The organism is Kocuria sabuli, from assembly GCF_040981185.1.
Classification (GTDB): domain Bacteria; phylum Actinomycetota; class Actinomycetes; order Actinomycetales; family Micrococcaceae; genus Kocuria; species Kocuria sabuli.
Genome location: NZ_JAVHZE010000004.1, coordinates 21,127 through 41,316, shown reverse-complemented (window position 1 = coordinate 41,316; position 20,190 = coordinate 21,127). Strand labels below are relative to the sequence as shown.

The 20,190-nt window shown below is 73.6% G+C and carries 19 protein-coding genes; 8 read left to right on the top strand and 11 right to left on the bottom strand.

All coding sequences use genetic code 11. The features are described from left to right. Positions 1–19 precede the first annotated feature (19 nt). Positions 20–904 (top strand): alpha/beta fold hydrolase, encoded by an 885-nt coding sequence (locus RE027_RS05785; protein WP_368807302.1) that lies wholly within the window; start codon positions 20–22, stop codon positions 902–904. A gap of 166 nt (positions 905–1,070) precedes the next feature. Here RE027_RS05785 and RE027_RS05780 read toward each other — a convergent pair whose 3' ends face one another. Both RE027_RS05780 and RE027_RS05775 read right to left on the bottom strand, forming a co-directional pair. Further along, positions 1,071–1,556 carry a hypothetical protein gene (locus tag RE027_RS05780; protein ID WP_368807301.1) on the bottom strand — a complete coding sequence of 162 codons (486 nt, stop codon included), beginning with the start codon at positions 1,554–1,556 and terminating at the stop codon, positions 1,071–1,073. An 85-nt stretch (positions 1,557–1,641) separates the two neighbouring features. Then, positions 1,642–2,628 (bottom strand): hypothetical protein, encoded by a 987-nt coding sequence (locus tag RE027_RS05775; protein WP_368807300.1) that lies wholly within the window; start codon positions 2,626–2,628, stop codon positions 1,642–1,644. Between the two features lie 189 nt (positions 2,629–2,817). Between RE027_RS05775 and RE027_RS05770 the strand changes: the two genes are divergently transcribed. From RE027_RS05770 to nhaA, 3 genes are all read left to right on the top strand, one after another. Continuing rightward, positions 2,818–3,762 carry an ABC transporter ATP-binding protein gene (locus RE027_RS05770; protein WP_368807299.1) on the top strand — a complete coding sequence of 315 codons (945 nt, stop codon included), beginning with the start codon at positions 2,818–2,820 and terminating at the stop codon, positions 3,760–3,762. Continuing rightward, on the top strand, positions 3,759–5,363 hold the full coding sequence (locus RE027_RS05765) for an ABC transporter permease (RefSeq protein ID WP_368807298.1): 1,605 nt from the start codon (positions 3,759–3,761) through the stop codon (positions 5,361–5,363). The genes RE027_RS05770 and RE027_RS05765 overlap by 4 nt, the downstream gene beginning before the upstream one ends. 156 nt (positions 5,364–5,519) lie before the next feature. Next, positions 5,520–6,935 carry a Na+/H+ antiporter NhaA gene (gene nhaA / locus RE027_RS05760; RefSeq protein ID WP_368807297.1) on the top strand — a complete coding sequence of 472 codons (1,416 nt, stop codon included), beginning with the start codon at positions 5,520–5,522 and terminating at the stop codon, positions 6,933–6,935. Positions 6,936–7,011: 76 nt separating this feature from the next. Here nhaA and RE027_RS05755 read toward each other — a convergent pair whose 3' ends face one another. Further along, on the bottom strand, positions 7,012–7,554 hold the full coding sequence (locus RE027_RS05755; RefSeq protein ID WP_368807296.1) for a type 1 glutamine amidotransferase domain-containing protein: 543 nt from the start codon (positions 7,552–7,554) through the stop codon (positions 7,012–7,014). A gap of 217 nt (positions 7,555–7,771) precedes the next feature. Between RE027_RS05755 and RE027_RS05750 the strand changes: the two genes are divergently transcribed. Continuing rightward, positions 7,772–8,275 (top strand): metallophosphoesterase family protein, encoded by a 504-nt coding sequence (locus tag RE027_RS05750; RefSeq protein ID WP_368807295.1) that lies wholly within the window; start codon positions 7,772–7,774, stop codon positions 8,273–8,275. 42 nt (positions 8,276–8,317) lie between these two features. On the opposite strand, the gene RE027_RS05745 is transcribed toward RE027_RS05750, so the two are convergent. The 3 genes from RE027_RS05745 to RE027_RS05735 all read right to left on the bottom strand — a co-directional run bounded on the left by RE027_RS05745 (position 8,318) and on the right by RE027_RS05735 (position 10,825). Further along, complete coding sequence (locus tag RE027_RS05745; protein WP_368807294.1) at positions 8,318–8,887, bottom strand: hypothetical protein; 570 nt, start codon at positions 8,885–8,887, stop codon at positions 8,318–8,320. A 164-nt stretch (positions 8,888–9,051) separates the two neighbouring features. After that, a complete protein-coding gene (locus tag RE027_RS05740; RefSeq protein WP_368807293.1) occupies positions 9,052–9,348 on the bottom strand; it encodes a DUF1540 domain-containing protein in 297 nt (98 codons plus the stop codon). Between the two features lie 139 nt (positions 9,349–9,487). Continuing rightward, entirely contained in the window at positions 9,488–10,825 is a 1,338-nt protein-coding gene (locus RE027_RS05735; protein ID WP_368807292.1) for a hemolysin family protein, read from the bottom strand. 129 nt (positions 10,826–10,954) lie between these two features. Between RE027_RS05735 and RE027_RS05730 the strand changes: the two genes are divergently transcribed. Both RE027_RS05730 and RE027_RS05725 read left to right on the top strand, forming a co-directional pair. Continuing rightward, positions 10,955–12,169, top strand: coding sequence for a glycerophosphodiester phosphodiesterase family protein (locus RE027_RS05730; RefSeq protein ID WP_368807291.1), 1,215 nt, complete (start codon positions 10,955–10,957; stop codon positions 12,167–12,169). A gap of 136 nt (positions 12,170–12,305) precedes the next feature. After that, positions 12,306–13,178, top strand: coding sequence for an FRG domain-containing protein (locus RE027_RS05725; protein ID WP_368807290.1), 873 nt, complete (start codon positions 12,306–12,308; stop codon positions 13,176–13,178). Between the two features lie 12 nt (positions 13,179–13,190). On the opposite strand, the gene RE027_RS05720 is transcribed toward RE027_RS05725, so the two are convergent. After that, the gene (locus tag RE027_RS05720) at positions 13,191–13,403 is read right to left on the bottom strand and encodes a hypothetical protein (RefSeq protein WP_368807289.1); all 213 of its coding nucleotides are present in this window, start codon (positions 13,401–13,403) and stop codon (positions 13,191–13,193) included. An 84-nt stretch (positions 13,404–13,487) separates the two neighbouring features. Then, positions 13,488–14,645 carry a mannose-6-phosphate isomerase, class I gene (manA, locus tag RE027_RS05715; RefSeq protein ID WP_368807288.1) on the bottom strand — a complete coding sequence of 386 codons (1,158 nt, stop codon included), beginning with the start codon at positions 14,643–14,645 and terminating at the stop codon, positions 13,488–13,490. Positions 14,646–14,717: 72 nt separating this feature from the next. On the opposite strand from manA, the gene RE027_RS05710 reads away from it, so the two are divergent. Beyond that, entirely contained in the window at positions 14,718–16,118 is a 1,401-nt protein-coding gene (locus RE027_RS05710) for a phosphomannomutase/phosphoglucomutase (protein WP_368807287.1), read from the top strand. A gap of 63 nt (positions 16,119–16,181) precedes the next feature. Here the strand turns inward: RE027_RS05710 and RE027_RS05705 are convergent, their stop codons facing one another. The 3 genes from RE027_RS05705 to RE027_RS05695 all read right to left on the bottom strand — a co-directional run bounded on the left by RE027_RS05705 (position 16,182) and on the right by RE027_RS05695 (position 19,947). After that, positions 16,182–17,369, bottom strand: coding sequence for a globin domain-containing protein (locus RE027_RS05705; protein WP_368807286.1), 1,188 nt, complete (start codon positions 17,367–17,369; stop codon positions 16,182–16,184). Between the two features lie 57 nt (positions 17,370–17,426). Then, a complete protein-coding gene (locus tag RE027_RS05700; RefSeq protein ID WP_368807285.1) occupies positions 17,427–17,918 on the bottom strand; it encodes an RrF2 family transcriptional regulator in 492 nt (163 codons plus the stop codon). 163 nt (positions 17,919–18,081) lie between these two features. After that, positions 18,082–19,947 (bottom strand): phosphoenolpyruvate carboxykinase (GTP), encoded by a 1,866-nt coding sequence (locus RE027_RS05695; RefSeq protein ID WP_368807284.1) that lies wholly within the window; start codon positions 19,945–19,947, stop codon positions 18,082–18,084. Positions 19,948–20,190 lie beyond the last annotated feature (243 nt).

Genomic DNA, 20,190 nt, shown 5'->3' with positions numbered 1-20,190 from the left:
ACGGGCGATGATGAGAGCCATGGAGCACACCGTGCGGGTGGACGGGCACTACGAGCTGTGGGCCGAGGACATCGGCGCTTCGGGCACCTCCGCCGTGCTGCTGGTCATGGGGGCCAACGCCTCGGCGATGGGCTGGCCGGAGGCCTTCGTGGACCGGTTGGCCGCCCGGCACCGGGTGATCCGCTACGACCACCGGGACACCGGCCGGTCGACACGGGCCTTCGCGGAGCACCCCTATGCGCTGCGCGACCTGGCGCAGGACGCGGTCACGGTCCTGGACGCACTGGACATCGACCGGGCCCATGTGGTCGGCATGTCGATGGGCGGGACGCTCGCCCAGCTGCTCCTCCTCGACCACCCCGACCGATTGCTCAGCGCCACGCTCTTCGCGACATCGGCCCTGGGCGCCGGCCTGGCCGGCCCCACCGGCGTCGGCCAGCCGGAGCTGCCGGGGCCCGACCCCCGGCTGCTGCAGCTGTGGTCGCACCTGGCCGACCCCCGCTCGCCGAAGGAGGAGCTGGAGTGGCGGGTCGAGCACTGGCGGATCCTCCACGGCACCGCCATGCCGTTCGACCCTGACGAGTTCCGGCGGCTGGAGGAGCGCGCCACCGCCCACGCCGGCACCATGACGAACCCGGCCGCCCACGCCCTCGCCGACCAGTCCGGACTGGACCGGGGCGGGGAACTTGCCGGTGTGACGGTACCCGTGCTCGTGGTCGAGGCGCCGGAGGACCCGGTCAATCCTCCGCCGCACGCCCAGCACCTCGCCGCGGCGATCGGTTCCGCCCGGCTGTGCACCGTCCCGGGCCTCGGCCATGCCCTGCCCGACGCGGCGCTGACCCCTCTGGCGGACGTGATCCTGGAGCACCTCGCCGCCGCGGATCAGCAGGAGCACTCCGGCTGACACCACCGATCCCGCCCCCGCGGCACGAGATCCGGGGTCCGGGCACCGGCGACGGGGACATCCTGCGTCACGCCTCGACGAGGCGCACGGCGCGGGACAGGACGGACTCACCGGACGCGGTGCGGACACACGGAGACCTCGGGCACGGCCGGCAGGTGCTCCGGCCTCAGATCCTGCCGGCCCGGTCGTTCTCCACCTGCGCCAGGCCCGGCAGGATGAGGGAGGAGGCCGGTCCGGCCAGCACGACCAGCAGCACCCGCAGGTCCGCCTCCGCACGGTAGGCCCCCACGACCCGGTGGTTGGAGTCCAGCACCACGAGGTTGTCGTCCGCCCGGTAGACGGGGACGGTCAGCTGGACGGGCTCGTCGTCGTCCGCGAGCTCCTCGCCGATCCTGTCGAGCTTCTCCTGCCGGTCGTCCGGCCAGCTCGTCCCGGCCGCCTGGGCAATGGTCAGCGGCCGGTGCTGCGGGTGCGACCACTCTCCGGGATTGCCCTCGGGGTCCACGTGCCACACCGTGTAGAGCTCGCCGACGCCCTCCCGTGCCGAGAGCACCAGGTGCTCGACCCGGGCGTTCTCGTCGTCGAGCGCGTCCCAGTCGAGCCAGGTGCGGATGCTGTCCCCGAACAGTGTCTTGAAGTCCGAAACGTCCATGCCGCCATCTCAGCATACTGATGGTCTCGCCGCCACGCTCCGCGGCGCCCCGCGGCGCTCCCGCCGCGCCGGCGGGGACGGACGTTCAGGAGCCGTCGGCGCCGCGGGCCGTGTGCGGGGCGCGCTCGGTCCGGACGTTGAACGCCGAGGCCGAGCGGTCTCCCGGCGCGATCGGGAACACCGTGTGCCCCTCCGCCCAGTGGTGCCGCGCGTAGCCGTGCAGCCGCTCCGCGAACGACCCCTGCCGCCACTCCAGGTAGGGCATGTCCTGGCTCGCGTCGAGGAGGTAGTAGCTGCTGTAGGCGCGGACGACCTCCGGCGTGGCCGGTGGTGTCTGCTGGGTCGTGCCCGGGTCCGCCGCGGGTTCCGCCGCGGCGGGATCCCCCAGGACCAGGAAGAGCGGCGCCCCGGTCGAGCCGTCGTGGACCCGCACCTCCAGGCGCTCGGCCACCACGGGATCGGTCTCGCCCAGGGCCCGGAGCTGGTGGACCAGCGTGTCGAAGCCGCGGCGCAGGTCCATGGGCGAGAGGCCGTAGTGCTGGCGGATCTCCCGCAGCCGGGCCGCGAGCGCCGGCGACCGGGGGTCGAGGACCAGGAGCCGGACCCGGACCCCGGCGTCGAGCGACCGGCGGATCGCGTCGAGGTCACCCGCCAGCGTCAGCGGGAAGGTGTCCATCCACCAGAGCTCCTGACCGGGGCGGACGTCGCGGAGCACGTCGACGACGTCGAGCTCCTCGCGGATCCCCACGAGACCCAGCTGGTCGTTCCGGGGCGCCGGCGGCCCGGGGACCGCGGGACGCTGCTCCTCCACGGGCCGGGGAGCGTGCCGCCGCGGCGCGCCGGCGGTGAGGAGCAGTCCGACGCCGCCCACCGTGAGCAGCGCGAATCCGGCGTCCCGCGAGACCCCCGACCATGCCGGCCCGCCCAGCAGGGACACGACGACGAGGGCCGCGCCGAGCGCGAGCAGCGACGCCGGCACCACGGCGGGGCGCCGTCCGGGAGCCGCCGCCCGGGCGGGACGCCGGGGCTCGGCCGTGGACCTGTCCTGGGCGGCACCGCGGATCTCCAGCACGGGACTCCCTCTCCTCGAACGGATGTGCTGACAGCGTGGCACGCCTCCTGACCTGGGCGTGAGCACCGCGGGCTGCCGGAGGGTTTGTGACAGGCGGCGACCCGGACGGCGCCCCGCTTGTCCCCTTCCGGGCGCGTGCCTAGCGTGGGGACCGAGCCCGTCGTCGACACCGACCCGTCAGGAGCACCCATGGACACCCCGGTCATCGAGGCCCGCGGGCTCGTGAAGACCTTCGGTCCGACCGCCGCGCTGGACGGCTTCGACCTCACCGTCCCCGCCGGCCAGGTCGCCGGGTTCCTGGGCCCGAACGGCTCCGGGAAGTCCACCGCGATCCGGGTGCTGCTGGGCCTGCTCCGGGCCGACGCCGGGACCGCCCGGGTGCTGGGCCTGGACGCCTGGGCGGACGCCGTGCAGGTCCACCGCCGCACCGCCTACGTCCCCGGGGACACCAGCCTGTGGCCCGGCCTCACCGGCGGCGAGATCATCGACCTGCTCACCGGGATCCGCGGGGGACGGCGACGGCGCCGGCGCCGCGACGAGCTCATCGAGCGCTTCGAGCTCGACCCCACGAAGAAGGCCCGCAGCTACTCGAAGGGCAACCGGCAGAAGGTGGCCCTCGTGGCGGCCCTCAGTGCCCAGGCGGAGCTGTACGTCCTGGACGAGCCGACCTCCGGGCTCGACCCGCTCATGGAGGCCGTGTTCACGGACGAGGTGCGCCGGCTCAGCGACGAGGGCAGCACGGTGCTGCTCTCGAGCCACATCCTGGCCGAGGTCGAGAAGCTCTGCGACACCGTGACCATCATCCGTGCCGGCAAGGACGTGGAGAGCGGGACCCTCGCGCAGCTGCGCCACCTGACCCGCTCCGCGGTCACCGCGACCACGACCGCCGACCCCGCCCGGCTGGCCGCGGTGGAGGGGCTGCACCACCTGGTGCACGACGACGGGCGGCTCGCCTTCGACGTCGACGACGCCCGGATCCCCGAGGTCCTCCGGGCGCTGGCCGATCTGGGGGTGCAGAACCTGACCGTCGCCCCGCCCTCGCTCGAGGAGCTGTTCCTGCGTCACTACGGCGACCGCCTCGCCGAGCGGGGCGCCGAGCGGGGCTCCGCGCAGGACGCGGAGGCGCCCCGGTGAGGACCGCCGAGCCGTGGACCGCAACGGGCCGGCTGTTCCGGCTCAACCTGCGCCTGGACCGGGTGCGGATCCTGGTGTGGGTCCTGGCGCTCGCCGGCACCGTGTACGGGACCGTGCTGGCCCTCGAGGAGACCTTCCCCGACGGCGAGGCCCGCCAGGCGCGGGCCTCGCTGCTGGACAATCCCTCGGCCGTCATGATGACCGGCCCGGCCTTCGGGGCGGACGACTACACGCTGGGCGCCATGACGGCCAACGAGCTGAGCCTGTCGGTCCTGGTGGCGACCGCCGTCATGAGCATCCTGCTCGCGAGCCGGCACGTGCGGGCGGAGGAGGAGTCCGGGCGGCTGGAGGTCGTCCGCGCCCTGCCGGTCGGCCGCTTCGCGCCGGCGGCGGCCGCCCTCGGTGCGGTCGCCGTGGCGGACGCGGCGGTCGGCGCGGGGATCGCGGCGGGGCTCCTCGCCGGGGGACTGGGCGGGGCCGACGCCGTGGCCTGGGGGCTCGCCACGGCGCTGACCGGTCTCGTGTTCGGCGCCGTGGCCGCCGTGACCGCCCAGCTCACCGAGCACTCGCGGGCCGCGTCCGGGATGGCGATGGCCGTGCTCGGCGCCGCCTTCCTCGTGCGCGGGGTCGGCGACGTCATCGAGCCCACCGGCTCGTGGCTGTCCTGGTTCTCGCCCATCGCCTGGGCCCAGCAGACCCGGCTCTACGTGGACCTGCGCTGGTGGCCGCTGGCGCTGTCGGCGGCACTGGCCGCGGTCCTGCTCGCATCGGCCGTCGTCCTGGCCCAGCGCCGCGACCTGGGCGCCGGCCTGCGGCCGGCCCGGCCCGGCCCCGCGTCCGCCGGCCGGTCCCTGCTCTCCACGACCGGGGTGGCCCGCCGCCTGCTGCGGGGAACCTTCGCCGGGTGGACCGCAGGTCTCGTCCTGTTCGGCCTGGCCTTCGGCTCGCTGGCCGACTCCCTGGAGGACAGCATCGCGGACCTCCCCTCGCTCGGCGACTGGCTCGCCGTGGACCTCGGTGCCCTCACCGAGTCCTTCGCCGCCGCGACACTGTCCTATCTCGCCCTCGGGGTGGTCGCCTTCGCCGTCTCGGGGGTGCTGCGACTGCGCGGGGAGGAGGAGGACGGGCGCGCCGGCCTGGTCCTCACGGCCGGGGTGGACCGGGTGCGCTGGATGCTGGGCTGGCTCGCCGTCGTGGGCGTGGAGGCCCTGCTGGCCCTCGTGCTGGCGGGGGCCGCACTGGGCGCGGGAGTCACCGCGACCACCGGCGACGCCCGGTGGACGGGCGAGCTCACCCTGGCCGCCCTGGCCTATCTGCCCGCGGTCCTGGTCGTGGCGGGTCTCGCCGCCGCCCTGGTGGGGCTGGCGCCGCGGGCCGCCGGGCTGAGCTGGGTCGTGGTCGCCTACGTGGTGTTCGTCGCGTGGTTCGGGCAGCTGCTGGGCCTGCCCGGGTGGGCGAGGAACCTCTCCCCCGTCCAGCTGACGCCGCTGGTGCCCTCCGAGGACTGGGCGGCCGCCCCCCTGCTGGGCCTGACCGCGGCGGGGCTCGCCCTCGTGGCGGCCGCGGCCGCGGGCTTCGGCCGCCGGGACCTGCTCGCCTGACGCGCCCGCGCGCCGGGTCCGCCCCGCCGCAGGGGCGAGGACGGCGGGTGGGGCCCGAGTGGCGCGCCCCACCGCGTTCCGTAGACTGCATACCAGGTGAGCCGGGAAGTCTGGTCGGCATGAGCACATCAAGCGACCCCTGACGAAGGAGCCACTATGTCCAGCCACGACCCCACGGTCCGCCCGGAGGACCACAGCCACGACACGCTGCGGCGGGGCAGCTACCGGGAGGTCCTGCGCATCGGGGAGATCCTGCGCAAGGAGACCATCGGCGGACTGCTGCTCGTGGCTGCGGCCCTCATCGCGATCATCTGGGCGAACTCGCCGCTCGCGGACAGCTACTTCGCCCTGCGCGACTACGAGATCGGCTACGAGCCCTGGCACCTGCGGCTCAGCCTCGGCAAGTGGGCGGCCGACGGGCTGCTCGCCATCTTCTTCTTCCTGGTGGGTCTGGAGCTCAAGCGCGAGTTCGTGGCCGGTGACCTGCGCGAGTTCCGCAAGGCCATGGTCCCGGTCGCCGCCGCCGTGGGCGGCGTCGTCGTGCCCGCCCTGATCTACGTCGCCTTCAACGCCTCCGACCCCGAGACCGCCGGTGGCTGGGCCATCCCCACGGCCACCGACATCGCCTTCGCCGTGGCGGTGCTGGCCATCATCGGCTCGCACCTGCCCACCGCGCTGCGGCTGTTCCTGCTGACGCTGGCCGTGGTCGACGACCTGCTGGCGATCACCATCATCGCCGTCTTCTACTCGGAGGACGTCTCGGCCCAGCCCCTGCTGCTGGCGCTGGTCCCGCTGGCGGTCTTCACCTTCCTCGCGCAGCGCTTCCCCCGGTTCTTCGGTCTGCACGCATGGGCCGCCTGGGTGATCCTGCTGCCCCTGGGCCTGGTGGTCTGGGCCCTGGTCCACGAGGCCGGGATCCACGCCACCGTGGCCGGGGTCCTGCTCGGGTTCGCCGTCCCCGTCCTGCGCAGCCAGGCCAGCGGCGGGCCGGCCGCCGGGCACGGGCTCGCCGAGGAGTTCGAGCACCGCTTCCGCCCCATCTCGGCCGGCTTCGCCGTTCCGGTGTTCGCCTTCTTCTCCGCCGGCGTCACCGTGGGCGGCTGGGACGGGCTGACCTCGGCGCTGAGCGCGCCCGTGACCCTCGGCATCGTCGCCGGTCTGGTGCTGGGCAAGCCGATCGGCATCGTGGGCGCCACGTGGCTGCTCACCAAGGTCACGCACGCCCGGCTCGACCCCTCCTTCAAGTGGATCGACCTCGTGGGCGTCGCCCTGCTGGCCGGCATCGGCTTCACGGTCTCCCTGCTGATCGCGGAGCTGAGCTTCACCCCGGGCAGCCTGCCCGGCGACCACGCCAAGGTCGCGATCCTGACCGCCTCCGTGTTGGCAGCGCTGCTGGCCACACTGATCCTCCGGGCCCGCAACCGCCACTACCGGGACGTGGAGGCGGAGGAGTCGGCCGACGCCGACCACGACGGCATCCCGGACGTCTACGAGGAGGACGAGGGCCCCGAGCGCGTGGGGCCCGTCCAGGTCGACCCGGACCACGAGACCCACGGGAACGAGCACCGCTAGCCCGAGGCCGACCCCACGCGAAGACCCCCGCCCGGACGTCCCGGACGGGGGTCTTCCCTGTGCACCGGCGGTGGGATCAACCGGCGAACAGCTTGAGGGCCTCCCGGTTGAACGCCTCGAGGTCGCCGGGGTTGCGGGAGGTCACGAGCCGGCCGTCGACGACGACCTCCTCGTCCACCCAGTCCGCGCCGGCGTTCTTGAGGTCGGTGGCCAGGGAGTTGTAGGACGTGAGCCGGCGGCCCTGCGCCAGCCCCGCCTCGATGAGGATCCAGGGGGCGTGGCAGATGGCGGCGATCGGCTTGCCCGCGGCGTCGAACTCCCGGACCAGGCGCAGGGCGTCCTGGTCCACGCGCACGTTGTCGGCGTTGAGGGTGCCGCCGGGCAGGACCAGGGCGTCGAAGTCCTCGGCCGTGGCGTCGGCGAGCGCGGCGTCGACGTCGTAGCTGCCGGCGTGGTCCCAGTCGCCCTGCATCGCGGTGATGCTGCCCTCCTTCTGGGACAGCAGGACGGGGGTGCCGCCGGCCTCCTGGACGGCCTTCCAGGGCTCGGTGAGCTCCGGCTCCTCCACGCCGTCGGTGGCGATGAAGGCGATCTTCTTGCCGGTGATGTCGGTGGTCATGCGCATACCTCCTGCTGGATGGACGAAGACGGGGGCAACGGGGGCGGGGCGGCCCGCCCCTGCGCGGAGCCGGCGTGCGAGCCGCTCCGCGCCGTGCCCCTCGCTGCGGTCGTACAGGTCCACTGTGGACGCGGGGAACCCGGCAGGGGAAGCCCACCAGGGGTCGTTCTCCCTCGGCGATCACCGGGAGGGTGCGGATCGTGCGAGGCTGAGGACCATGGTGAAGCTGCTGCTCCTGGCCGACACGCACGTCCCCAAGCGCGCCCGCGACCTGCCCGCCCCGGTGTGGCAGGCCGTCGGCGACGCCGACGTGGTCCTCCACGCCGGCGACTGGGTCGACCTCGCGACCCTCGAACGGCTCGAGGAGCGGGCCGCACGGCTGGTGGGGGTGTGGGGCAACAACGACGGCCCCGAGCTGCGGGCGCGCCTGCCGGAGGTCGCCCGCGAGACGATCGGGGGCGTGCGCTTCGGCATGGTGCACGAGACGGGTGCCGCGGCCGGACGGGAGGCGCGCACGGACCGGGCCCACCCGGGCCTCGACGTCCTGGTCTTCGGGCACAGTCACATCCCCTGGGACAGCACGACCGCCGGTGGCATGCGGCTGCTCAACCCGGGATCCCCCACGGACCGGCGGCGGCAGCCGTACTGCACGTACCTCACGGCCGTCGCGGACGGCGGCCGGCTCACCGACGTGGAGCTCGTCCGCCTCCCGCGGCGCTGACCCGCCCGAGTCCGGCGGGCGCGGCCGGCCGGAGCAGGTCCCTCAGAGCAGGCCCCGCAGCCTGTAGTAGCGCCGGCCCACCACGGTCCCGTTGACCCGGACCACGGCCCACACCAGCACGAGGAGCAGCGCCAGGACCACGATGGGCACGGGCACGAAGATCGCCCACACCACCAGTGCCATGCCGGGCACGGCGAGCAGGATCGGCCACGCGTACTGCACCATCTCCACCGCCATGTAGTCCTGCATCTCCCGCAGGACCGGGTCCTGCGGGATCGCGGCCCGGCGCACGGACATCCGCAGCCCCTTGGCGGCCCGGGCGCGGGCCTCCATCAGGTCGTTGCGGGGGGCGTCGTCCGCGCGGGTCAGGGACAGGACGATGCCGCTGACCAGCAGGGCCGCCCCGCCGGCCACGAGCCCCCACTGCGCGGGGCCCAGCCGCCCGTCGTCGCCCAGCAGCAGGGCGGCCGCGATGCCGCCCAGCAGCCCGACGACCAGGCTGAGCACGGCGGCCAGGACGACCCGCCGCACCCAGACCGCATCGAGCTCCCCGAGCCGCGGGATCTGCACGTGCGGGTGCTCGGCTCCGCTGAGCCGGATCTCCTCGTCCATGGTCGTACCGTCCTCTCGTCGTCCGGGGTCTCCGTTCGGACACCTCCATTGTCCCGCGTCCGGGCGCCCGGGGCACAGGGGCACCTGCCACGGACACGGCGCCGCCCCTGGTCCCGGCAGCCCGGGTCCAGGGGCGGCGCCGTGGGCGGACGGCGCGGCGCGGCTCAGGCCGCCTGGTAGGTCAGGCAGTCCGCCTCGTCGGCGCCGGCCCCGATCTTCACGTCGTGGGCGGTGCACATGAGGTGGGAGTTGTGCTTGCACTCGCTGCGCTGGCAGGCGCCGACCTCGGCGTGGAGCGTCGGCAGGCCGCCGTCGGGGCCGAGCGAGATGAAGGTGCCGCAGTGGGCGTGGCCGGCGGAGCCGGTCACGGTGATGGCGTGGGCGGTGCACTCGTGCTCGTGGTTGAACGAGCACTGCCCCACGGTGCAGTCGGAGACGGGAACGAACTCTGTGGTGGCCATGACTGTTCCTCCTGGAGGTTCCACGGGACCGGAGCGACCCCGGCCGGACTCCTCCAGGATGCGCCCGGCGAGCAGGAATGAATAGCACAGCTTCTCATGCGCATTTCCGGTCACCGGGCGCGGCCCCGGGCGGCCCCGGTCAGGACGCACCTCCCCCGGCCGGTGAGCTGCCCGGCACGCGCGCGATCCGCACCCGCTCCACCCGGGTGCGGTCCACGGAGAGGACCTCCAGCCGGCACCCGTCCACCTCGACGGCGTCGCCCGGCCGGGCCACCCGGCCCAGCCGCTCCATGACGAACCCGCCCACGGTCTCGTAGTGGCCCTCGGGGATGCTCAGGCCCGTCTCCTGCGGCACCTCCTGGATGATCAGCCCGCCGTCCACGAGCACGGCCTCGCCCGTGCGCAGCACCGTGTCCTCGTGCTCGCGCCGCCCGTCGTCGAACTCGTCGTAGATCTCGCCGACGAGCTCCTCGACCAGGTCCTCCAGGGTCACGATCCCCGCCGTCCCGCCGTACTCGTCGACCACGAGCGCGATGTGCTGGCCCTGCTTGCGCATGGTCTGCAGGGTGCGCAGCACGAGGTTGGTCCCGGGCAGGAAGGGGATGGGCCGCACGACGTCGCCCAGGGTCCGCGGCGGCGCCTCGATGACCCCGTCCCCGTCGGCGTCGGCCCGCACGAGATCGCGGATGTGCACGAAGCCCAGGACGTCGTCCACGGACCCGCCCGTGACGGGGTAGCGCGAGTGCGGCAGGGACAGTGCCGTGCGGTACGCCTCCGTGACGGACAGGGTGCCGTCCAGGAACCGGACGTCGGGGCGGGGGCGCATCACCTCGGCCAGGCTGCGCTCCCCGGCCTCGAAGACGTCCGTGAGGATCGAGCGGGAGACGGGGCCGATGCCGCGGGTGTCCACGACCAGTTCGCGGACCTCCTCCGCCGAGACCTCCTCCGCGGCCGCGTGCGGGTCCCCGCCCACCAGCCGCACCACCAGGTCCGTGGACGCGGAGAGCAGCCAGATGACGGGGCGCATCAGGGTGGCGAACAGGTTCAGCGGCGGGGCCAGGAGCCGGGTGAAGCCCACGGCGCGCTGCATGGCCAGGCGCTTGGGCGCGAGCTCGCCGAACACCAGGGAGAGGTAGGCGATCACCAGGGTCATCCCGATCAGCGCCGTGGTCTGCGCCGCGGAGGCGGAGAGCCCGGCCCGCTCGATCAGCGGGGCCACGTCCGGGGCGAGCGTGGCGGCGCCGTAGGCCGAGGAGAGGAACCCGGCCACCGTCACGCCGATCTGGACGGCCGACAGGAACAGGTTGGGGTTCCGCACGAGCGCCGCGGTCCGGGCACCTTTCCGCCCCGAGCGCTCGATCCTCTTGATCTGGCTCTCCCGCAGGCTCACGAGCGCCATCTCGGTGCCGGCGAAGACTCCCCCGACCGCCACGAACAGCAGTACCAGGAGCAGGTTGACGAGGGTGTCGGAGTCCATGCCGCCCACGCTACCGGCCGGTCGCCGGACGCCAGGAGATCACCGGTGCTTCACCCCGCGTCGGCCGCGCCGTCATCCTGCCCCCGTGGACTGGCGGGGCACCGTCCCCGCCTCCCGAAGGAGCCCCCCGTGCCCGCTCGTCCCGTTCCCGCCCTGCGCGCCGTGGCCGCCGGAGCGCTGTCCGCGGCCTCCGTGCTGACCGCCGCGGCGCCGGCCGCCGCCGTCCCCGACGCCGAGCGTCCCCTCGTGATCGGCCACCGCGGCGCCGCCGGGACCGCCCCCGAGAACACGGTGGCCGCGTTCAAGGACGCCCGTGCCGCCGGAGCCGACTACCTGGAGGTCGACGTCCAGCTCAGTGCCGACGGCGTGCCGTTCCTGTTCCACGACAGCACCCCCGCCCGGACGACGGACGTCGAGGACGTCTTCCCGGGCCGGGAGAACGACCCCGTCACGTCCTTCACCTGGGCCGAGCTCCAGCAGCTCGACGCCGGCTCCTACTTCGGCGCGCGGTTCGCCGGGGAGCGGATCCCGCACTTCGACGACGCCGCGAGGATCGCCACCGTCAACACCGGCGTCTACATCGAGATCAAGTCCCCGAAGAACTCCCCCGGCATCGAGCAGGTCGTCGCCGATGCCCTGGCCGAGGACGAAGTGTGGGCGAAGCTGCTGGAGGCGGGGAAGGTCACCGTCATCGGCTTCGACGAGGGCTCCAACCGGGTCTTCGCCGGGCTGGCCCCCGAGGTCCCCCTGCAGCAGCTGACCGGTTCCGTCCCGGACGCGGCCACGATCGGACGCTGGGCGGGATTCGTCGACTCGATCGGCACCGACTACCGTGCCCTGGACGCGGACGGCGTCGCGCGCGTCGACGCCGCCGGCCTGGACCTGGGCGTCTACACGGTGAACTCCCCCGAGGCCGTGCAGCACGTGCTCGACCTGGGCGTGGACATGGTCACCGGGGACTTCCCGGTCCAGACCGGACGCCTCCTCGGTGGACGGGACCCCTACCCGGCGGACCACGGCGTGGAGATCTCCGGCGCCGTCAACGACGTGCCGGGCGACGACGTCCGGTACGGGACCGGTGAGCACGTGGTGCTGGCCAACACGGGCACCCGCACCGTGGACGTCAGCGGCTGGCTCCTGCGCGACGCCGCGAACAACGTCCTGACCGTCGGAGAGGGCTACGAGCTGGTCCCGGGCGCGCGGCTGCGCGTGCGCACCGGGCCGGGGACCGGCACCGGGGACGCCTTCCACCACGGCGGCACCTCCTCCGTCCTCGACAACGGCGGCGACTCCGTGGCGCTGTGGACGGACGAGGGCACCCTGCAGCACGTCTTCGCGAACTGAGCCGGGACCGCGGGCCGGGGACCGCGGGCCGGGGACCGCTGTCCGGGGACCGCGGGGCTTCCCCGGGCGGCAGGCGGGCACTACCGTGGGGCGCACGCTGTCGAGGAGGACCCGCGGAGAGGCAGGGGCACCGGCCATGGACCCGGTCATCGAGATCGCCGACGACGACCTCTACGGACTGATCGACGCCCTCACCCACAGCGACTGGCAGCCGTCCCGCGGCAAGTTCCGGATCAACGTGGTCTACCGCGGGCACGCCCTGGCCGACCAGGACCTGCACACCAGCCTGTACCGGCTCCGGGGCGGGTCCAGCGACCGGATCGAGCCGCACCTCCTGCGCAACTTCCGCAAGTACGCCGCCCGGGACACCTCGCCCGGGGACTCCGACTGGAACTGGCTGTCCGTGGCGCAGCACCACGGCCTGCCCACCCGCCTGCTGGACTGGACCAACTCCCCGTACGTGGCCCTGCACTTCGCCACCGCCGACCCCCGCTGCTACGACGCGCCGGGCGCCGTGTGGTGCGTGGACTACGCCGCGGCCCACGAGCTCCTGCCGGCGGAGCTGCGCCGCGAGATCCGCTCGCACGAGGCGGGACTGTTCACCACCGACATGCTCACGCGGATCGCCTACACGCTGGAGGACTTCGACCGGTGCCTGGGCGACGGCGCGCAGGCCGCTCCCCTGTTCTTCGAGCCGCCCTCCCTGGACGAGCGGATCGTCAACCAGTCGGCCGTCTTCTCCGCGATGCCCGGGGCGACCGCCTCCCTGCACGACTGGCTGGGCGAGCACCCGGAGCTCTACCGCAAGGTGGTCATCCCGGCGGGGCTCAAGTGGCGGATCCGTGACCACCTGGATCAGGCCAACGTGACGGAACGGGTGCTCTTCCCCGGCCTCGACGGGCTGTCCCGGTGGCTGCGGCGCTACTACGGGCCGCGCCCGGAGATGCGGCCGGGCGAAGGCCCTGCCGCGCCCGGGATGACCGAGGGCCCGCAGGCCCCGGTCCCCTGAGCTCCCGCGGGCTCACCAGAGGTGGCGGCAGGCGCCGTTCTGGCAGGAGAACTCGGGCGCACGCCCGTCGGGCAGCATCATCGCCGGGGACGCCAGCTCCACGTCGCGCGCCGTGTCCCAGTCGTCGGGCATGATCTGCACGTAGACCAGCTCGAAGCCCGTGGCGCCGCAGCGGGGGCACGGTGCGGTGGTGCCGCGCAGACCGTCGGACGGGGTGGTGCTCATGGCGGGCCTCCCGGGGAGGAACAGGCGCCGGGCGCTCCGGTACCGGTGGGCCCAGTGTAGGTCCCCGGGCGCGCGGGACCCGGCTCAGCCGCAGGAGACGGTGAACACCCGGGCGTCCCCGGAAAGCTCCACTGCGGTGGTGGCGCCCCGGTGGAGCAGCGACTCCCCGCCGCCCAGCACCCACTCCCCGTCCGGGCCGCGCACCACCACGCGGTCCCCGGCGGCGAGGAGCACGGCGGTCCCGCGCAGCTCGAACGGCACGCTGCGGTCCGGCACGAGCTCGTGGGCGACGAGGGACAGCCGCTCGTCCCACAGGGGGTAGACACGCGCGCCGTGCTCGTCGGCCGGGGGCTCGACCACATCGGGGTCGGCCTGCACGTCGGCCAGCACCGCGAGCAGCTCGGGCACGTCCACGTGCTTGCCCGTCAGCCCGGCCCGCAGGACGTTGTCCGAGGAGCTCATCACCTCGATCGCCGTCCCGGAGAGGTACGCGTGGACCTGCCCGGCCGGGGTGTGCAGCGACTGCCCCGGCTCCAGGTGCACGTGGTGCATGCACACCGCCACCAGCAGGCCGCGGTCCCCCGGGTGCCGGTCGTGCACGTACCGGACCAGCGCGGCCACCGGGTCCTGCGGTTCCGCGGCGCGGGCCGCGGCGACGGTCGCGTCCACGGCGGCCGCGGCGGCGTCGTCGTCGAGCGCGAGCACGGAGTGCAGCGCGGGGCGCTCGCCGTCCGCGGCGGCGCGCAGCCACCCCAGTCCCAGCCGGTCGGCCGTGGCGCGCAGCCGCTCGGCGGGCTGCACGCCCGTGAGCAGCCCCACCTCCGTGAGCGCCACCACGGTCTCGGGCTTGGCGGAGCGGTCCTTGTAGTTGCGTGCCGGGTCGTCCAGGGGGATCCCCGCCCGCTGCTCGCGCTCGTAGCCCTCCTCGGCCTGCTCCGGCGAGGGGTGGACCTGGATGGACAGGGGGGCGTCGATGGCCAGGATCTTGAGCAGGAAGGGCAGCTGTCCACCGCGCGCCGACGCCGGGAGGTAGCCCTCGGGGTCCTCCTCGACGAGCCGGTCCAGCGACCGCTCCCGGCCGTCGACGAGCACCGCCGACGGCGCGGAGGGGTGCGCGCCGACCCACAGCTCGGCCTCGGGCTCGGGGCTCGGCACGGTGCCGCCCCGGAGCCGGGCCAGCACCTCGCGCGAGCCCCAGGCATAGTGCTGGACCGGATTGCGCATGCGAAGGATCTCACCCATGCCCGTCATCCAATCACAGGACGGACCGCCGGATGGGCGATCGGGAGCAGCCGTGGCCTAAGATCAGCGCTTGTGACTATCGATCTCTCAGCTTCGTTCAAGGCCTACGACGTCCGCGGCATCGTGGGCGAATCCATCACCGCCGAGACGGTCCGGGCCACCGGCGCGGCGTTCGTGGACGTCCTGGACCTCGCCGGCCGGACGGTCCTCGTGGGCGGGGACATGCGCCCCTCCTCCCCGGAGTTCATGGACGCCTTCGCCGAGGGCGCCGTCCGCCGGGGCGCGGACGTCCTGAAGATCGGGCTCGTCTCCACCGACGAGCTGTACTACGCCTCCGGGACGCTCGACGCCGCCGGGGTGACCTTCACGGCCAGCCACAACCCCGCCGAGTACAACGGCATGAAGATGTCGAAGCCCGGGGCCGTGCCGGTCTCCTCCGAGACCGGCCTCTACGACGTCCGCGACCTCGCGCAGCGGTACCTCGACGAGGGCGACGTCCCGGCCGTCCAGGACCCCGGCACCGTGAGCGAGCGGGACGTCCTGGCCGGCTACGCCGAGTACCTGCGCTCCCTCGTGGACCTGTCCGGGGCCCGCCCGCTCAAGGTGGTGGTCGACGCCGGCAACGGCATGGCCGGGCTGACCACCCCCGCGGTCCTGGGCGACGCCGTCCTGCCGGGGCTCCCCCTGGAGATCGTCCCCCTGTACTTCGAGCTGGACGGCACGTTCCCGAACCACCCCGCCAACCCGCTCGAGCCCGAGAACCTCGTGGACCTCCAGCGCGCCGTGCGCGAGCACGGCGCGGACCTGGGCATCGCCTTCGACGGCGACGCCGACCGCTGCTTCGTGGTCGACGAGCAGGGCGGGACGGTCTCCCCGTCCGCCGTGACCGCGCTCGTCGCCGACCGGGAGATCGAGCGGGCCCGGGCCGAGGGCATCGAGACGCCCGTGATCATCCACAACCTCATCACCTCCCGGGCCGTGCCCGAGCTGGTCACCGCCCGCGGCGGGCGCCCCGTGCGCACCCGGGTGGGCCACTCGTTCATCAAGGCCGTGATGGCGGAGGAGTCCGCGGTCTTCGGCGGCGAGCACTCCGCGCACTACTACTTCCGCGACTTCTTCAACGCCGACACCGGGATGCTCGCCGCGATGCACCTGCTGGCGGCGCTGGGCGAGCAGGAGCGGCCGCTGAGCGAGCTGATGCACCAGTACGACCCGTACGCGGCGTCCGGGGAGGTCAACTCCACGGTGGAGGACAAGGCGGGCGCGGTCCGGCGGGTCGTCGACGCCCTCACCGGTCGCGACGTGGTCGTGGAGACCCTGGACGGGACCACGCTCAGCTGCCCGGACGAGGGCTGGTGGTTCAACCTGCGCCCGTCCAACACGGAGCCGTTCCTGCGCCTCAACGTCGAGGCCAAGGACACCGAGACGATGGAGCGGGTCCGGGACCGGGTGCTGGAGCTCGTGCGTTCCTGAGCCCGGCAGCACACAGCCCCGCCGGACGGCCGTCCGGCGGGGCTGTGTGCTGCCGGGAGGAACTCAGGCGACGACGGCCTCGCGCGCGTCGTCGTGGAGCATCCACTGGTCCGGGCCGAGGATCTCGTAGGCGATGCTGCGGCCGGGCGCGCCCTGGGCGATCGCGGCCGAGCGGGCGGCCCGCATGAAGGGCAGCGGGCCGCACAGCACCACCTGGGCGTCGGCGGGGAGCCGCACTCCGGTCAGGTCCATGAACCCGTCGTGGTCGCCCTCGCCGGGGGTCTCCATCCAGGTCTCCAGGCGCGCACCGGGCAGCTCGGCCACGAGCAGCTCGTGCAGCTCGCGCAGGGACCAGGTCGCGACCGAGCGGTCGGCGTGCAGCACCAGGACCTCGCGCCGCGACTCCTGGCGGACGAGCCGGTCCAGGAAGGCGAGCATCGGGGTGACGCCGATGCCGGCGGAGGCCAGCACGAGCGGCCCCTCCCCCTCCGGGAGCACGACGTCGCCGTAGGGGTTGGAGACCTGCAGGACGTCGCCCACCCGGACGTCGTGGTGCAGCACGGGGGTGACCTCCCCGCGCTCGTCGAGGCGGACGGCGATGCGGCGGGTCCCCTCGGGCCCCGGCACCAGGGTGAACTGGCGCGGCTGGTGCACGCCGTCGGGCATCCGCACCTGGACGGTCACGTACTGCCCGGCCACGGCGGGGGTCATGGGGGTGTCGTCGGCGGGCTCGAAGGTGAGGGCGACAGTGCCGACCCCGGCCTGCTCCTTCGCGGCGACCCGGAACGGGGCGACGACGACGTCGTTGGCCTGGGACCCGTAGAGCCCCTCCTCGATCTTGATCATGGCGTCGGCCATCAGCCAGTACACCTCGTCCCAGGCGGCGACGACCTCGGGGGTCGCCGCGTCGCCGAGGTCCCGGGCGATCGCACCGAACAGGTGCTCGTGGACGATCGGGTAGTGCTCCGGGAGCACGCCCAGGGAGGCGTGCTTGTGCGCCACGCGGGAGAGCAGCTCGTCCGGGTAGCCCTCCGGGTGGGACAGCAGCCAGGACGCGAACATCGCGATGGAGCCCGCGAGCGCCTGCGGCTGGCTCCCGTTCTTCTGGTTGGCCCGGCTGAACATGCCGTCCAGCAGATCGGGGCGCGCCTCGAACATGGAGCGGTAGAACTGCGGGGTGATGAAGGGGATGCGCTCGGCGACGACGCCGATGGTCTGCTCGATGACGGGACGGGACTGCTCGGACAGCACTGTTGCCTCCTGGGTGCCGGGATCTGACACCCTGAAACTAGCATCTGAAATGCTTTATTAAGCAATCGGTGACGCCGCATCCGCGACGTGGCGTCCGGGCGGCTCCGGCGGCCGCATCCCGATGGACACGAGCACCGGGCCCACCTGCCGTTCGCTCACGAGGTCGCGCACGCGCACGTCGTCGAGCGCGCGGTAGAAGGCCTCCCGGGCGTCCGCGAGGGCCCGGCGCAGCCGGCACCCGTGGTCCAGGGGGCAGTCCCCGTCCGGGGCCTCGCAGGCGACCATCGCGGAGCCCGCCTCGAGCTCGCGCAGCAGCGCCCCCACGGTGGCGTCCAGGCCGGCGGGGGTGATGGACACCCCGCCGGTGCGGCCGCGGCTCGAGGCGAGCAGGCCGAGCCCGCTCAGCCGGCCCACGGTCTTGGTCACGTGGTGGTAGGGCGCACCGACCCCCTCGGCGATGGCGCGGGTGGTGAGCTTCGCACCCTCGGGGGCGGCACCGGTCAGCAGCAGGACCCGCAGGGCGATGTCGGAGAACGCCGTCAGCCGCACGGCCGTGCCCTCTCGGTCCTCATGGCTGCTCCTTCCCGGTTCCCGGCGCGCCCGGCCGTCCGGCGGGGGCCCTCCCATTCTCCCACGCACGACGGAGGGGCCTCCCGGTGCGGGAGACCCCTCCGTCGGTCCGGCGGCCCCGGGTGCTGCCCGGGGCCGCGGCTCAGGCCTGGTGCAGGCGGTTCTCCAGGCCGGCGCGCTGCTCGACGATCGACTCGGGGACGTGGCCCAGCCTCTGGAACCACCCGTCGATGCTGGGCAGCTCCGCCTTCCACTCCTCGACGTCGACCGCCAGGGCGGCCTCGAGGTCCTCGTCGGCGATCTCCAGGCCAGTCAGGTCCAGGTCCTGCGGGGTGGGCACGGTGCCGATCGGGGTCTCCCGGCCGCCGGCGGTCCCGTCGAGGCGCTCGACGATCCACTTGACCACCCGGGAGTTCTCGCCGAAGCCGGGCCACGCGAACCCGCCGGTCGGGGTGCGGCGGAACCAGTTGACGTAGAAGACCTCCGGCATGTTCTCCTCGCCCACGCGCTCACCGATCTCGACCCAGTGCGCGAGGTAGTCGTTGGCGTTGTAGCCGATGAACGGGAGCATGGCCATCGGGTCGCGGCGCACCACGCCGACGGCGCCCTTGGCCGCGGCCGTGGTCTCCGAGGAGAGCGTGGCGCCCTGGAAGACACCGTGCTCCCACCCGAAGGCCTGCGAGACCAGCGGCACCGTGGTCTTGCGGCGCCCGCCGAAGACGATCGCGGACAGCGGCACGCCCTCGGGGTCGTCGTACTCGGGGGCCAGGATGTCGACCTGCTTGATGGGGGTGCAGAACCGGGAGTTCGGGTGCGCGGCCGGCCGGCCGGAGTCCGGGGTCCACTCGCGGCCCTTCCAGTCGATCAGGTGCTCGGGGACCTCCTCGGTCATGCCCTCCCACCAGACGCCGCCGTCGTCGGTGAGCGCAACGTTCGTGAAGATGGTGTTGCCCCGGGCGATGGCGCGCATGGCGTTGGGGTTGGTGGGCCAGCCGGTGCCCGGGGCCACGCCGAAGAGCCCGGCCTCGGGGTTGGTCACGCGGGCCTGGCCGTCCTTGCCGAAACGGATCCAGGCGATGTCGTCGCCGACCATCTCCGCCTTCCAGCCCTCGATCGTGGGCTCGAGCATCGCGAAGTTCGTCTTGCCGCACGCGGACGGGAAGGCGGCGGAGATGAACCTGCTCTCGCCCTCGGGGTTGGTGACCTTCAGGATGAGCATGTGCTCGGCCAGCCAGCCCTCGTCGTGGGCGATGGCCGAGGCGATCCGCAGGGCGTAGCACTTCTTGCCCAGCAGGGCGTTGCCGCCGTAGCCGGAACCGAAGGACCAGATGGCACGGTCGTCGGGGAAGTGCACGATGTACTTGGCCGGGTTGCAGGGCCAGGGGACGTCCTCCTCGCCCGGGGCCAGCGGGGCTCCGAGGGAGTGCAGGCACTCGACGAAGAACCCGTTCTGCTCGGTCATCTTCTCGAGCACGGGGGTGCCGATGGTCGCCATGATGCGCATCGAGCACACCACGTAGGCGGAGTCGGTGATCTCGACGCCGTAGCTCGGCCGGGCGGCCTCGAGGTGGCCCATGACGAAGGGGATGACGTACATGGTCCGCCCGCGCATGGCGCCGCGGAACCTCTTGCGCAGGGACGCCTTCATCACCTCCGGGTCCTCCCAGTTGTTGGTGGGACCCGCACCCTTCTCGGTCTTGGTGCAGATGAAGGTGCGCTCCTCGACGCGGGCGACGTCGTCCGGGTCGGAGAACGCGGCGAAGGAGTTGGGGAACTGCTCCTCGTCCAGGCGCACGAAGGTGCCGGCGTCCACGAGCTCGTCGGTGAGCCGCTTCCACTCGTCCTCCGAGCCGTCGACCCAGTGGATGCGGTCCGGCTGGGTCAGCTCCGCCATCTCGCGCACCCACCCGAGGAGGTGCGCGTGGGTGGTGGGGGCGTTGTCCAGCGCGCTCGTCACAGCCTCGGTCAGCCCGGTCGTCTCCGTCGTTGCAGTGGGGTTGTCAGCCATTGACATGTCTCCTCGTTGAGGCCGTCCGCCGACCGCCCGGGGCTCTCGTGGTGGCGCTCGTCATCGAACACCCGACCCGGTCGTGCCGGGCCCACAGTGAGCGGCATGGAGGTGGGCGGCCGGTCTCTACTGTGATGTGGGCCCATCCTAGCCTCCGGATCCGGCCCGCCCCAGCAGGATTACGCGCGCGACGGTCCGCGGACGGGGCCGCCGCCGGATTTTGCGCTGCCGGGGCCCGCATGT

What these genes read in the sequence shown, in the direction of transcription:
- RE027_RS05785 (WP_368807302.1), top strand. Translation starts at nt 20, where the DNA reads ATGGAGCACACCGTGCGGGTGGACGGGCACTACGAGCTGTGGGCCGAG.
- RE027_RS05720 (WP_368807289.1), bottom strand. Translation starts at nt 13,403, where the DNA reads ATGAGCACCACCCCGTCCGACGGTCTGCGCGGCACCACCGCACCGTGC.
- RE027_RS05770 (WP_368807299.1), top strand. Translation starts at nt 2,818, where the DNA reads ATGGACACCCCGGTCATCGAGGCCCGCGGGCTCGTGAAGACCTTCGGT.
- RE027_RS05745 (WP_368807294.1), bottom strand. Translation starts at nt 8,887, where the DNA reads ATGGACGAGGAGATCCGGCTCAGCGGAGCCGAGCACCCGCACGTGCAG.
- RE027_RS05740 (WP_368807293.1), bottom strand. Translation starts at nt 9,348, where the DNA reads ATGGCCACCACAGAGTTCGTTCCCGTCTCCGACTGCACCGTGGGGCAG.
- manA (WP_368807288.1), bottom strand. Translation starts at nt 14,645, where the DNA reads ATGGGTGAGATCCTTCGCATGCGCAATCCGGTCCAGCACTATGCCTGG.
- RE027_RS05695 (WP_368807284.1), bottom strand. Translation starts at nt 19,947, where the DNA reads ATGGCTGACAACCCCACTGCAACGACGGAGACGACCGGGCTGACCGAG.
- nhaA (WP_368807297.1), top strand. Translation starts at nt 5,520, where the DNA reads ATGTCCAGCCACGACCCCACGGTCCGCCCGGAGGACCACAGCCACGAC.
- RE027_RS05735 (WP_368807292.1), bottom strand. Translation starts at nt 10,825, where the DNA reads ATGGACTCCGACACCCTCGTCAACCTGCTCCTGGTACTGCTGTTCGTG.
- RE027_RS05780 (WP_368807301.1), bottom strand. Translation starts at nt 1,556, where the DNA reads ATGGACGTTTCGGACTTCAAGACACTGTTCGGGGACAGCATCCGCACC.
- RE027_RS05725 (WP_368807290.1), top strand. Translation starts at nt 12,306, where the DNA reads ATGGACCCGGTCATCGAGATCGCCGACGACGACCTCTACGGACTGATC.
- RE027_RS05755 (WP_368807296.1), bottom strand. Translation starts at nt 7,554, where the DNA reads ATGACCACCGACATCACCGGCAAGAAGATCGCCTTCATCGCCACCGAC.
- RE027_RS05750 (WP_368807295.1), top strand. Translation starts at nt 7,772, where the DNA reads ATGGTGAAGCTGCTGCTCCTGGCCGACACGCACGTCCCCAAGCGCGCC.